Genomic DNA, 13,599 nt, shown 5'->3' with positions numbered 1-13,599 from the left:
AAAAGAGAATCTGATGAAAAGATCATTACTTTATATAATACCATCAATGTTTATAGGTGTAGCTATTTTTAGCTCATCCTGTAAAAAAGACATTGTAGACCGCACTCAACAATACCCTGCACTTGCACCGGCTAATATTGACCTTAACGCCGATACCTGGAAACCCGTACTGGTTAAAGATTTTAGTACACTTACCGTAGCGGCACCTGATGCAGTTACATCACCAGCCTACCTGGCAGATATCAACGAAATTAAGGCAGCGCAACGTAATTTAACAGACGACCAAAAAGCATCTATTAAATACTGGAGCGCAGGTGCTGTTTTAAGGTGGAATGAGATTATGCGCCAGTTGGTGGCCAAACATAATGTTGCACCTTATCAAAATGCAGATGGCACCTATCCTGCACCAAACTCGGCAAACCCATTTAATTATCCTGAATTTCCGTTCTCGAACCCGCCATACGCTGCACGTGCTTATGCTTACGTGAGCGCAGCGCAGTACGATGCTTTGTTGGCTGCCTGGCACTTTAAAAACACTTATAAACGTACAGCTCCTTACAAAAATGATGCAACTGTACAGGCCCTGGTGCCGGTTTCAGAGCTGCCATCATACCCAAGCGAAGATGCCGTTGTTGCCGGTACTACAGTTGAGCTGATGAAATTATTATTTCCTACCGAGCTGGCTTATATCAACCAAAAAGCGCAGGAAGAAAAAGAATACCGCATAATGGCAGGCGCCAATACCCGCGGCGAAATTACCGCCGGTGAAGCCTTAGGGAAACAAGTTGCCGCTTTATTTGCAACCCGCGCCCGTGGTGATAGGGCAGGTAAAGCAATAGGGACCCCGGCTGTTTGGGCGGCGTTACAAACTACAGCATTTGAATCGGGAAAGTTTTGGGTGAGTTTAGAAACACCTAAAAGGCCGCCAATGTTACCTTTATTTTCAAAAGTGCTTCCATTTTTGTTTGATACGTTAACTGTTGTTTCATTGCGCCCGGCGCCGCCTTATTTATCTACTTCGGCCGAATATAAAAAAGAAGTTGATGAGGTATTATCAATGAGCAAAGACCATAGCCGTGCACATGAAGAGCAGGTTGCTTTTTGGGCCGATGGTATTGGTACTTATACCCCCGCCGGTCACTGGAATGCTATTGCTGCCGATGAGTTTGTGAAACAAAATTATAGCGAAGTACGCTGGGCCCGTAACTTTGCATTGCTAAATATGGCCGAAATGGATGCTGCTATTGTTTGCTGGGATACAAAATATTTTTACTTTAACCAACGCCCGTCGCAGGTTGATCCGCTGATTAAAACGCTTACGGGAGTGCCAAATTTCCCGGCTTATACATCCGGCCACTCTAACTTTAGCGGCGCCGCGGCAACCGTGTTAACTTATTTATTACCTGATAGGGGTACTAAGTTTGCAGATTTGGCCCAGGCAGCTGCGATGTCAAGGTTGTACGGCGGTATCCACTTCCGCAGCGATTGCGAGGTTGGTTTGGTAACTGGCAAAGCGGTAGGGCAATTCGCGGTTAACAGGGGTAAAGCAGACGGAGCAGGATTATAACGAGTAGGGAAGGTTTAAGATACTACAAAAATGTCGCGTTTAATTTCAGATAAAAATATATACTACACGCTCAGGTTTGCATCAGCAATGTGTTTTATAGGTCATGGTGCTTTCGGCATCATCACCAAACAAATATGGTGTAACTATTTTGCAGTAGTTGGTATTGGGCACGATATGGCTTACACGCTGATGCCTTATGTGGGCATGATGGATATTTTGTTCGGTATATCGTTGTTGATATATCCAATACGGGCGGTAGCAGGCTGGCTGGTAGTTTGGGGAATAATAACAGCCTCCATGCGCCCTTTATCGGGCGAGCCATTTGCTGAGTTTATTGAACGTGCAGGCAATTTTGGCGCCCCATTTGTACTGCTGCTAATGCAGGGCGGTTTTAAAATGCCGCTAAAAAAATGGTTCGGCCGGATGGATGACGATGTAAACCTGGATGCCAGTACCTTGAAAAATGCATTAAATTGTTTGAGGCTGTTTGCATTCCTGTTGCTGTTGGGCCATGGCTGGTTAAACCTGATACAAAAGCAAGGTTTAATTAACCAGTACCATGCTTTAGGATTTAACGATCCGGGCAAAACCGCGCAGGCAATTGGTATTTTTGAAGTTTTGGCAGCATTTTCTGTACTTATCCGCCCTTTTGCAAATATCCTGCTGGTGTTTATCATCTGGAAAATAACAAGCGAACTCTTTTACCCTAAATACGAAATATTTGAATGGGTTGAGCGCGGTGGCAGCTATGGGGTATTGTTATCCTTATGGTTTGCTGTTAAGCGGTCGCCTACTGGTTTTTTATCATGGCCTTTTAAAAAATCGTCGCATTTACAAACAAATTAATTAACCTAATATCCTGTAAAAAGCAGGCTTTAGCTGGGTTTTATCCCCCGGCCTTACTATTCAATTATCTAAACAATAATAAATACTAAAAAAACTATGAAACTAATTTTAAAATTGAGCTGTGTGGCAGCATTATTTGTACTTTTTACAACCGCAAAAGTAAACGCCCAGGGCTGTGTAGCCATCAGGAGCACAGGCGGTTTATGTACCATGGATGAACACCCCGATAGCGCCAATGCTGCTGCAGGAAGCTGGTTGATTAACAGCAATAGCCGCTATTTCAGATCATACAAGCATTTTGTTGGTACTGCCGAGCAAAAACAACGTATTGCGCTGGGTACAAACGTTATTAATCATTCTTATACAAATGATATAACCCTTACCCGGGTGTTTAACAATCGCTGGTCGTTTGCAGTTGATGTACCCATCGTAGATAACAGCCGTTCATCATTATACGAGCATGGCGGTAAAGAGCGCTTAAACACACATTCATTTGGTTTGGGCGATGTTAGGTTAACTGCTTATGCATGGTTATTAAACCCGGCTAAGGCCCGTAAAGGAAATATACAGGTTGGTTTAGGCTTAAAACTTGCTACCGGCGCCTACAACTACCAGGACTATTTTTATCACCAGGGTACAACCGATGCTAAAGTGCTTGGCCCGGTTGATCAATCCATCCAATTGGGTGACGGCGGTACAGGTATCACAACCGAAATTAACACTTACTACAATTTTACCCACAAATTTGGCGTATATGGCGGCTTTTACTACCTGATAAGCCCACGTGAGCAAAATGGTGTATCGACAGCCCGCGGTGGTACTGCAAGTGCTAAAGCCATTGCTAACGGCAGCGATATTATGAGCGTGCCCGACCAGGTAATGCTTAGGGCCGGTGCAAGCTTTGGCACAGGTAAATTTGATTTTTCGGCTGGCGCACGTTATGAGTGCTTACCGGTGCATGATCTTGTTGGTGGCAGTAACGGTTTCAGAAGGCCGGGTAATATCCTTTCGGCCGAGCCTGGGGTTACATTCCGTGTAAAAACACTTTCAATTTATGCGTTTGTGCCGGTTGCATTACGTCGCGAACGTACACAAAGCGTTGCTGACAAAATTTCAACCAACCTTACCGGAACATACACACAAGGCGATGCGGCTTTTGCCGATTACGCTGTTAACATTGGAATTACGTACAGATTTAAATAAAGTTGATTCATGGTTTAAGCAGAGGCCGGGCTTGAGACCCCCGGCCTTTTTTGTTTTTATGGCAAATAATTTACCAAATGTTACCTTTTTTGGTGCGCTTTTTATTGATTCATTGCCATATCGTAAGTTTTTAAAATATTTAAATATGTTTTCGCCACTTTATCAATAGTATTTATAGATTTGGAAATACTATAGTTTTACAATATGAATACTCCCGAAGAAAATTTTGCAGCGTTGGGTTTAAACCTGCCGCCGGCACCAAAGCCGCTTGGCGTTTATAAACCATGTTTAATTGATGGAAAATATCTTTACCTATCCGGCCATGGTACCGTACAGGACGATGGTACCCTCATTATAGGTCGTATTGGCGATACTATAAACATGGAAGATGGGAAGCTTGCCGCCCGCCAGGTTGGTTTAGCTATGCTTGCCACCATAAAAGCCAATATTGGCAGCTTTGATAAAGTGAAACGCGTAATAAAAGTATTGGGCATGGTTAACTGTACCCCCGATTTTGAAAAGCACCCTTTCATCATTAACGGAGCCAGCGAACTTTTTGCAAAAATATGGGGCGAAGAAAACGGCATTGGCGTACGCAGCGCCGTAGGAATGGGATCATTACCTGATAATATCCCGGTTGAAATTGAGGCTTTATTTGAACTGGTTTAATGAATAGAATCAAGAATTAAGAGTCAAGAATCAAGACAAAAAAAATCCCAGGAATCTGAAAAATCTCTTTAATCCCGGTTCAGACAAAATATGGATCAACATTGGTTCACGATAGATAATATCGATAAGCTGGATACTCCGGCTTTGGTTGTTTATCCCGATAGGGTACAGGCCAACATCAATCTGCTTAAAACCATGATTGATGATGTAGCGCGGTTGCGCCCGCATATTAAAACCTACAAAAACAAGGAGGTTACACAGCTGTTGCTGGATGCGGGAATTAACAAATTTAAATGCGCTACCATTGCTGAAGCAGAATTGCTGGGCATGTGTAAAGCACCCGATGTTTTGCTGGCTTATCAGCCTGTAGGGCCTAAGCTGGATAGGTTTATCAAATTAATAGATACTTACCCGCAAACCCGCTTTTCGTGTTTAGTTGATAACGATTTAGCAGCCAAAGAAATTTCGGATGCTGTAGTAGTTGGTAAAATTATCATTGATGTTTATATCGATTTAAATGTTGGTATGAACCGTACAGGCATTGCGCCCGGTTTTGATGCATTGCAGTTGTATATGGATTGTGCGGTATTGCCCGGGATTACGCCCGTTGGCTTGCATGCTTACGACGGCCATATTCACGATGTTGATGTGGCAAAACGGAAGGAGCGCTGTGATGCCGGTTTTGCGCCTGTGTTAAAGCTGCAACAAGATCTGAAAGCAAAAGATTATCCCGAACCGGTGATTATTGCCGGTGGCTCGCCGACCTTTACCATCCATTCAAAAAGACCTATTGTAGAATGTAGCCCTGGTACTTTTGTTTATTGGGACAGGGGTTATGAATTGAACATACCAGAGCAGCCCTTTTTGCCGGCAGTATTGGTAGTTACACGGGTTGTATCGTTGCCCGATACTACCAAACTTTGCCTGGATGTTGGGCATAAATCTATTTCGGCCGAAAATGAACTGGGCAAGCGAATTTACTTTTTGAATGCGCCCCAGCTGGTGCCCGTTGGCCAAAGCGAAGAGCATTTGGTTGTTGATGCAGGCAAGGGCCATAGCTATAAGGTAGGCGACGTGTTTTATGGCATCCCACATCATGTATGCCCAACAGTGGCCTTATACGAACGCGTTTATACCATCGAAAATAATACACTTAGCGGAGAGTGGCTTAACCTGGCCCGCGACCGTAAAATAACCATCTGATACCCCAAAATATGTTTGTAATTGATGCCCATTTAGATCTGAGCATGAACGCGCTGGAGTGGAACCGCGACCTTACCCGCCCGCTGGCCGAATTAAACCAACGCGAAGAGGGCCTTACCGATAAGCCCGACCGCGCCAAAGCTGTTGTTACCCTACCAGAATTACGTAAAGGCAATATTGGTTTGGTGGTGGCTACACAAATTGGCCGTTACGTGGCGCCTGGCAACCCTTTGCCCGGCTGGCACTCGCCCGAACAGGCCTGGGCGCAAACACAAGGGCAGGTGGCCTGGTATAAAGCTATGGAAGATGCAGGCCAAATGGTACAGGTGAATAACCTGGCATCATTAGAGAAACATCTTACATATTGGAACGATGGCCAGCCAACTGAAACTAAGGCTGTAGGATATATCCTTAGTTTGGAAGGCGCGGATTCTATTATAACCGTACAACACCTGGAGCGCGCCTATAATTATGGGCTGCGGGCTGTAGGCCCTGCGCACTATGGCCCCGGCAGGTATGCCCAGGGTACAGATGCCACCGGCTACATGGGGCCAAAAGGCCATGAGCTGCTTAAAGAAATGGAACGCCTGAATATTATCCTGGATGCTACGCACCTTTGTGATGACAGTTTTTGGGAAGCACTTGATCATTTTAACGGCCATGTTTGGGCCAGCCACAACAACTGCCGCGCACTGGTAAACCACAACAGGCAGTACAGCGATGAGATGATTAAAGCTTTGGTTGACAGGGGGGCAGTAATTGGTGCTGCATTGGATGCCTGGATGATGGTGCCGGGATGGGTGAGGGGTGTATCAACCCCCAAAGGGATGAATTGCAATATGGAGGTGATGGTAGATCATATCGATCATATTTGCCAGATAGCCGGTAATGCCCTGCATGTAGGTATGGGCACCGATCTTGATGGCGCTTTTGGCCGGGAGCAATGCCCATATGACCTGGAGACCATAGCCGATTTGCAAAAAGTGCCGGATATGCTAAGAAAACGAGGTTATACCGATGTAGATATTGAAAACATGATGCACGGTAACTGGTTAAGGTTTTTGAGGAAGGCCTGGGGATAATCATATTTGACGTTCCAGTGGAACGTTTTTCACCGGTTTAATTTGCTGTAAACCCTGCTAATTCTATCGTTTTCTCACTTCCGTGTAAAACAAATCCTACAATTGGGCTAATTGCAGCAAATAAGCCAACTTTGCGCGATGAACGCAGAACAAGCAAGGCTAAAGGATGCTACCTGGAAAAAGTGGGGTCCCTACGTAAGCGACCGCCAATGGGGTACCGTTAGGGAAGATTATAGTGCCAATGGCGATGCCTGGAACTATATAACTCATGATATGGCCCGCAGTAAAGCCTATCGCTGGGGCGAGGAAGGGATAGCCGGCATTTGCGACCGCCAGCAAAATCTTTGTTTCGCAATATCCCTCTGGAATAAAAAAGACCCTATCATTAAAGAACGCTACTTCGGTCTCAGTAATCCCGAAGGTAACCACGGCGAAGATGTAAAGGAGCTATACTATTATCTGGATAGTGCGCCCACCCACTCGTACATGAAAACCCTGTACAAGTACCCGCAAACCGAGTTTCCCTACGCTTGGCTGGTCAATGAAAACAAGCGCCGCACCCGCAACGATCCCGAGTTTGAACTGATGGATACCGGCATTTTTGATAAAGACGAATATTTTGACGTTTTTACAGAATACGCCAAGAATGACCCAAACGATATCCTTATAAAAATTACTATCCATAACCGGGGCGATAAAGATGCCGCGTTAAATGTAATGCCCACACTATGGTTTCGTAATACCTGGAGCTGGGGATATGATGATTACAAGCCACAAATTTCGGCTCATGGTAACGGCGTAACCGGCATATTTCATGAAGATATAGGACAGCTTTGGCTGCATACCGAGGGTGATCCGGCTGTATTGTTTTGCGATAATGAAACCAATATGCAGCGACTATACAATTTTGATAGTGGCCACAAGTACCATAAAGATGGTATTAATGATTACATAGTTCATGGGGCCGACACCATCAATCCAAAGAAAACAGGTACAAAGGCTGCTGTTAATTATGATATAAATATTGCTGCCGGGCAAAGTGTTACCATCAGGCTCAGGCTTTCGCCGGATGCTAATTACAGTTTTGAAGACTTTGACAATATATTTGATGTACGTTTAACCGAGGCCGACCAGTTTTACGCAGATATTTATAGTAATAAAGACGATACCGACAAGTGCCTTATTCAACGCCAGGCTTTTGCCGGGATGCTTTGGAATAAGCAATTTTATTATTCCGACATTCGTCAATGGCTCAATGGCGATCCTTCGCAGCCAGAGCCACCCGCCCGGCGGGAAAATGCCCGCAACAGCAAATGGAAACATTTAAACACCAAGGATGTCATATCAATGCCCGATAAATGGGAATATCCCTGGTTTGCCGCCTGGGACCTGGCCTTCCATTGCCTGCCGTTGGCGACGATAGATATGACATTCGCAAAAAATCAACTGATACTACTCACCCGCGATTGGTATATGCATCCCAATGGGCAATTACCGGCCTATGAGTGGGATTTTAGTGATGTAAACCCGCCGGTGCACGCCATGGCCGTGTGGAATATTTATAAAACTGATAAAGCGGCCAATAACGGAAAGGGCGATACCAACTTTTTAGAGAGGATTTTTCATAAACTCATGCTCAATTTTACCTGGTGGGTAAACCGTAAGGATGAGGCCGGTAACAATATCTTTGAAGGTGGTTTTCTTGGCATGGATAATATCGGTGTTTTCGACAGAAATACCCGCCTGCCATCCGGACAACACCTGGAGCAGGCCGATGGTACCAGCTGGATGGCCATGTACTCACTTAACCTGTTACGAATTGCAACCGAACTTGCTGAAACCGATAAAGCTTACCAGGATATAGCTTCGAAGTTTTTTGAACACTTTATTTATATCGTGGGTGCCATGTCAAACTTTGGCGAAAGCAACGAAGGGCTTTGGGATGATGAGGATGGCTTTTTTTATGACCAGATCCGTTTCCCGGATGATGGCTCTGTAAAAATGCGGGTAAGAAGCATCGTAGGCTTGATCCCTTTATTCGCGACGGAGGTATTAGATGAAGCCGATATAGTCGATAGCCCAATATTTAAAGAACGGATGAAATGGTTTGCCGAAAAGCGGCCGGATTTAGCATCCTTAGTCTCGCGCTGGAACGAGACCAGTAACAATGGCAAGCATCTTATTAGTTTGTTACGTGGGTACAGGATGAAATCCCTGCTGAAATATATGTTGGATGAAAAGGAGTTTTTAAGCGATTATGGTATCCGCTCATTGTCTAAATATCACCTGGATCATCCTTATAAAATAGCGGTTAACGGAGTCGATTTTGGCATCGCCTACAAACCTGGCGAAAGCGATAGCGGTCTTTTTGGAGGTAACAGTAACTGGCGTGGCCCCATCTGGATGCCGATTAATTACCTTATTATTGATAGCCTTCAACGTTTTTATAAATATTACGGCGATGATTTTAAAGTGGAATGCCCCACCGGATCTGGTAATTTCATGAACCTGTCCGAAGTAGCCAATGAACTATACAGCCGGGTTTCTAAACTGTTTTTGCCCGATGATAAGGGGTACAGGCCATTATTTGGCACAAATCACAAAATGCAAACCGATCCTCATTTTAAAAACTACGTCCTGTTTTATGAGTATTTTGATGGGGACACAGGTCGTGGTTTGGGGGCGTCCCATCAAACCGGCTGGACGGGGCTGATTGCTAATTGTTTGTTTAAATAGGCACCTGCTGATGACAGCGCTTTACGAGCGCCAAAATCAAATGTAAATGCCGCATAAAAGCATTTAACTGGGTTAACATAACTTAACACATTTCTGTTGAAATATGATATAAATATTTGGTAATCAATTATTTGTATTTTTTTTCATAGTTAACATAAAAATCACGTTTTGGGCAAATTAAACGCCGCCCCATTTGTGTGCCTGTTGGCCAAAACAGTTGCCGGTGGTTTGAGTTTTTAACCAGGATCAGGCAGTAAAAGTAAGGTGTCATTTGATGCTTTTATCTGCCCGGCATCATAAGCTTGTCCCTGCCGGGGATGATTAGATGAGTTAATGTGTAAAAAAGACACAATAAGTTTTAATTTGCTGATAATTATTATTTAGATTTACTGTACCACTTAAAACTAAATTATCAGCATGAATTACAACAGGAGAAAATTTATCCAAAGTACCGGGGCTTTGATGCTTGGCGGTATGGCCTTATCCGGCAAAGCGGCTTCCTTATTAAGTAATATGGCTGCTCCGCATGCCATTGGTTTACAGCTATTCACTTTTTTTGGAGTTATTGACGAGGATGTAAAAGGCACGCTGACCAAAATAGCAGCCCTTGGCTTTAAAGACATGGAATCGGCCTTTAGCAAAAAAGGGGGCTACTATGGTATGACACCCAAAGAGTTTAAAGCCATGGTAAATGACCTGGGCATGAACTGGACGTCGCACCACGTTTTAGGCGCGCCATTTAAACTTCCTCCCGGAACAAAATTGCCAAACGGCGCCGATGGTAAGCCTATGGTAATACCGCCAATGAAAAACCTGCGCGATAATATGCAGGAATTGGTTGATGATGCAGCCGCAGGCGGCATTAAGTACCTGGTTTGCGCCAATTCACCAACTGCAACGCTGGAAGAAATTAAATCGACCATAGAAGTATTGAATAAAACAGGGGAGGCAGCCAAAAAGGTAGGTATCCAATTTGCCTATCACAATCATGATATGGAATTTCATGCCGTTGACGGCAAGGTTCCTTATGATCTTTTGCTAAGCGAAACCGATCCACAGAATGTAAAAATGGAGCTCGACCTGGCCTGGGCCGTTAAAGGCGGCAAAGATCCTGTCGAAATGTTTAAACAACATCCTGGTCGTTTCCCGCTTTGGCACGTAAAAGACCTCGATGCCGAGCGTAAAACCATTTTACCTGTAGGCAGCGGCACTATCGACTTTAGACCAATCTTCGCAGCCGCGAAATCAGCCGGCATGAAACATTTCTTTGTTGAACACGATGGCCCGAAAGATCCGTTGGCAAGCATTACCAGCAGCATAGGGTATTTGAAAAATACGCTGAAGGTTTAGCCCCACCTAAATCCTCCCCTGAAGGGGAGGACTTAAAAAACAATTCAAAAGTCTCCCCCTTCAGGGGGAGATTTAGAGGGGGCTGCGTTAACAATTCCATAACATACGTCAATTTTGATATTAGCCCCGCAATAAGTATCTTATGGCGGCAAATCAAAACGTATGGCAACAACCCCGGCAGATCACTTAAAAAGAGTTTTAAAACCCGTTCATCTTTGGGCAATTGCTGTTGGTCTGGTAATTTCAGGCGAATATTTTGGTTGGAATCTGGGTTGGGCTGTATCGGGTACCGTTGGACTTTTGATAGCCACTTTGGTTATCACAGTGATGTATATCACCTTCATTTTCAGCTATACAGAACTTACAACTTCAATTCCGCATGCGGGCGGAGCTTTTGCTTACGCGTACAGAGCAATGGGGCCATTTGGTGGATTAATTGCTGGATATGCAACTCTCGTCGATTTTTTGGTAGCCACACCGGCAATTGCAGTGGCACTTGGCACATATCTACATTTTCTGAATAATGATATTCCGGTTTTGCATACAGCTATGTTCTTTAATGTTATTTTTATTATTCTTAATGCCTATGGAGTAAAGGAATCAGCCACGTTTTCAATCTTCATTACCTTGTTGGCAGTTGCGGAACTGCTGCTTTATATGGGCGTTGTTACTCCGCATTTTAAAATGACAACCTACCTTACTGATCCTATGCCTTTTGGGTGGAGTGGCGTTTTTGCGGCTTTACCCTTCGCCGTTTGGTTTTATTTGGCCATTGAGGGTGTAGCCATGGTGGCCGAAGAAGTTAAGGACCCCAAAAAGAACATTCCAAGGGGTTATATTTCGGCAATAGCTACATTAGTGTTTTTGGCATTGGGTGTTATGATCATTACGGGAGGAGTAACGGACTGGCACAAACTGCAGAGCCTTGATTACCCCTTACCGGAAGCTATAGGAATTGTACTGGGCAAAGGAAACGGATTGACCAAAATATTTGCAAGTATTGGTTTGTTTGGTCTTATAGCCTCCTTGCATGGTATCATCCTTGCCTCATCGAGGCAGATATTTGCGATGGCGAGAAGTGGTTATTTACCTCGTGGGCTGGCAAGCATAAACCATCGTTTTAAAACACCGCATTGGGCGCTTGTTGTTGGTGGTATAGTGAGTTCCATTTTTATCTATAAATTTAAAACGGATCAAATCATTATGCTATCGGTACTTGGGGCGGTAGTAATGTATATGATGAGTATGATAAGCCTGTTTATTTTGCGAAAAAAAGAACCTGCTCTGGATCGGCCTTTTGCCGCGCCTCACTATCCAGTTTTCCCGGCCATTGCGCTTATTATTTGCGTAATATGTTTGTTTGCTACCATTTATTTTAATGGGAAGATGAGCCTTATATTTTTTGCCGGCTTAGCCATGGTAATTTTAATTTTTATTCTTATGGGTAAACACAAAGTAGCCCTTACAGACAATATGATGGCAACGCCTGACCTGTAAGCAAAACTATTATACCCCGCAAGGCACCAATGAACCAGTGAACTAATGAACAAATAATGTACCGCCACACCATACGACATAAGGTTTACAAGTTTCAGGATTTGAAAACTTTGTTGGGCAAGGCATCGCCCTACCGGTCGGGCGATGAGTTGGCTGGCGTATGCGCGGGTAGTTATGAGGAACGGGTTGCCGCGCAAATAACCCTGGCCGATGTGCCGCTCAAAACATTTTTGAATGAGGTTATTGTGCCTTATGAAGAGGATGAAGTAACCCGTTTAATTATTGATAGTCATGATGTTAAGTCATTTAACCAAATAAGCCATTTAACTGTTGGCGAATTACGCGACTGGCTGTTAAGCGACGAAACAGATACCCAAACCTTAACCGATATTGCCGGCGGATTAACGCCCGAAATGGTTGCAGCGGTATCCAAACTAATGCGCAACCAGGATTTGATCGCGGTAGCAAAAAAATGCAGGGTAGTCACCCGGTTTCGTAATACTATTGGGTTAAGCGGGCATTTTAGTACCCGTTTGCAGCCAAATCATCCAACAGACGATCCGAGAGGCGTGGCTGCCAGTATTATTGATGGCCTGCTACATGGTAGTGGCGATGCTACCATCGGTATAAATCCTGCTACCGATAGCCCCGCTGCGGTAAGTAATTTATTAAGGCTTATGGACAATGTCAGGCAACAGTTTAATATCCCCACGCAAACCTGTGTATTAAGCCATATTACTACCACTTTACAACTGATTAATGAAGGTGCGCCAGTCGATTTATGCTTTCAATCAATAGCAGGCACCGAAAAAGCCAATGCAAGTTTTGGCATCAACCTTAATTTAATTGAAGAGGCTTACCAGGCAACGCTATCACTTAACCGTGGCACCGTGGGCAATAATGTCATGTACTTTGAAACGGGACAGGGGAGCGCGCTATCTGCCAATGCCAATTTTGGTGTCGATCAGCAAACATGCGAGGTAAGGGCTTATGCTGTGGCACGGAAGTTTAAACCACTGTTGGTGAACACCGTAGTGGGCTTTATCGGACCTGAATATTTATATGATGGCAAGCAGATCATCCGGGCCGCATTGGAAGATCATTTTTGCGGTAAACTGCTCGGTTTGCCCATGGGCTGCGATGTTTGCTATACCAACCATGCCGAAGCCGACCAGGATGACATGGATAATCTGCTAACCCTACTGGGCGTGGCGGGTTGTAACTTTGTAATGGGTATTCCGGGTGCCGATGATATTATGCTTAATTACCAATCCACCTCATTTCATGACGCCCTATATTTGCGCAAAGTGCTTAATTTAAAACCAGCACCTGAATTTGAACAATGGTTAATAAGGCAAGGAATTACCGACAGCAAAGGCAATATGATACCTATTGATCCGGCGCATGGATTGTTAGGAGCGATGGTTTAGGGGGAGGTGGTGAAAG

Annotated in this window: 10 protein-coding genes; all 10 read left to right on the top strand. The window is 44.5% G+C overall.

Features of this window, described 5'->3' with window-relative positions:
- The first annotated feature begins 13 nt into the window (after window positions 1-13).
- The 10 genes from AC1RM2_RS28015 (at window position 14) to AC1RM2_RS27970 (ending at window position 13,583) form a co-directional block, all read left to right on the top strand.
- Complete coding sequence (locus AC1RM2_RS28015; protein WP_492988459.1) at window positions 14-1,567, top strand: vanadium-dependent haloperoxidase; 1,554 nt, start codon at window positions 14-16, stop codon at window positions 1,565-1,567.
- 30 nt (window positions 1,568-1,597) lie between these two features.
- Window positions 1,598-2,413 carry a hypothetical protein gene (locus AC1RM2_RS28010; protein ID WP_492988458.1) on the top strand — a complete coding sequence of 272 codons (816 nt, stop codon included), beginning with the start codon at window positions 1,598-1,600 and terminating at the stop codon, window positions 2,411-2,413.
- A 96-nt stretch (window positions 2,414-2,509) separates the two neighbouring features.
- Window positions 2,510-3,616, top strand: coding sequence for a hypothetical protein (locus AC1RM2_RS28005; protein ID WP_492988457.1), 1,107 nt, complete (start codon window positions 2,510-2,512; stop codon window positions 3,614-3,616).
- A gap of 204 nt (window positions 3,617-3,820) precedes the next feature.
- A complete protein-coding gene (locus tag AC1RM2_RS28000) occupies window positions 3,821-4,285 on the top strand; it encodes a RidA family protein (protein WP_492988456.1) in 465 nt (154 codons plus the stop codon).
- 90 nt (window positions 4,286-4,375) lie between these two features.
- On the top strand, window positions 4,376-5,488 hold the full coding sequence (locus tag AC1RM2_RS27995; RefSeq protein WP_492988455.1) for a D-TA family PLP-dependent enzyme: 1,113 nt from the start codon (window positions 4,376-4,378) through the stop codon (window positions 5,486-5,488).
- An 11-nt stretch (window positions 5,489-5,499) separates the two neighbouring features.
- On the top strand, window positions 5,500-6,570 hold the full coding sequence (locus AC1RM2_RS27990) for a dipeptidase (protein WP_492988454.1): 1,071 nt from the start codon (window positions 5,500-5,502) through the stop codon (window positions 6,568-6,570).
- A gap of 138 nt (window positions 6,571-6,708) precedes the next feature.
- The gene (locus tag AC1RM2_RS27985) at window positions 6,709-9,306 is read left to right on the top strand and encodes an MGH1-like glycoside hydrolase domain-containing protein (RefSeq protein ID WP_492988453.1); all 2,598 of its coding nucleotides are present in this window, start codon (window positions 6,709-6,711) and stop codon (window positions 9,304-9,306) included.
- A 417-nt stretch (window positions 9,307-9,723) separates the two neighbouring features.
- Window positions 9,724-10,656 carry a sugar phosphate isomerase/epimerase family protein gene (locus AC1RM2_RS27980; RefSeq protein WP_492988452.1) on the top strand — a complete coding sequence of 311 codons (933 nt, stop codon included), beginning with the start codon at window positions 9,724-9,726 and terminating at the stop codon, window positions 10,654-10,656.
- 162 nt (window positions 10,657-10,818) lie between these two features.
- Window positions 10,819-12,153, top strand: coding sequence for an ethanolamine permease (gene eat / locus AC1RM2_RS27975; protein ID WP_492988451.1), 1,335 nt, complete (start codon window positions 10,819-10,821; stop codon window positions 12,151-12,153).
- A gap of 56 nt (window positions 12,154-12,209) precedes the next feature.
- A complete protein-coding gene (locus AC1RM2_RS27970) occupies window positions 12,210-13,583 on the top strand; it encodes an ethanolamine ammonia-lyase subunit EutB (RefSeq protein ID WP_492988450.1) in 1,374 nt (457 codons plus the stop codon).
- The last annotated feature ends 16 nt before the right edge of the window (window positions 13,584-13,599 follow it).

Source organism: Mucilaginibacter sp. GW822-FHT03E02 (assembly GCF_058801545.1).
Note: the sequence above shows the minus strand (reverse complement) of the source record. Positions and strands in the feature narration are given on the sequence as shown.

Excerpts from the sequence above, each read along its gene's own strand:
- AC1RM2_RS28015 (WP_492988459.1), top strand. The coding sequence starts at position 14 with ATGAAAAGATCATTACTTTATATAATACCATCAATGTTTATAGGTGTA.
- AC1RM2_RS28010 (WP_492988458.1), top strand. The coding sequence starts at position 1,598 with ATGTCGCGTTTAATTTCAGATAAAAATATATACTACACGCTCAGGTTT.
- AC1RM2_RS28005 (WP_492988457.1), top strand. The coding sequence starts at position 2,510 with ATGAAACTAATTTTAAAATTGAGCTGTGTGGCAGCATTATTTGTACTT.
- AC1RM2_RS28000 (WP_492988456.1), top strand. The coding sequence starts at position 3,821 with ATGAATACTCCCGAAGAAAATTTTGCAGCGTTGGGTTTAAACCTGCCG.
- AC1RM2_RS27995 (WP_492988455.1), top strand. The coding sequence starts at position 4,376 with ATGGATCAACATTGGTTCACGATAGATAATATCGATAAGCTGGATACT.
- AC1RM2_RS27990 (WP_492988454.1), top strand. The coding sequence starts at position 5,500 with ATGTTTGTAATTGATGCCCATTTAGATCTGAGCATGAACGCGCTGGAG.
- AC1RM2_RS27985 (WP_492988453.1), top strand. The coding sequence starts at position 6,709 with ATGAACGCAGAACAAGCAAGGCTAAAGGATGCTACCTGGAAAAAGTGG.
- AC1RM2_RS27980 (WP_492988452.1), top strand. The coding sequence starts at position 9,724 with ATGAATTACAACAGGAGAAAATTTATCCAAAGTACCGGGGCTTTGATG.
- eat (WP_492988451.1), top strand. The coding sequence starts at position 10,819 with ATGGCAACAACCCCGGCAGATCACTTAAAAAGAGTTTTAAAACCCGTT.
- AC1RM2_RS27970 (WP_492988450.1), top strand. The coding sequence starts at position 12,210 with ATGTACCGCCACACCATACGACATAAGGTTTACAAGTTTCAGGATTTG.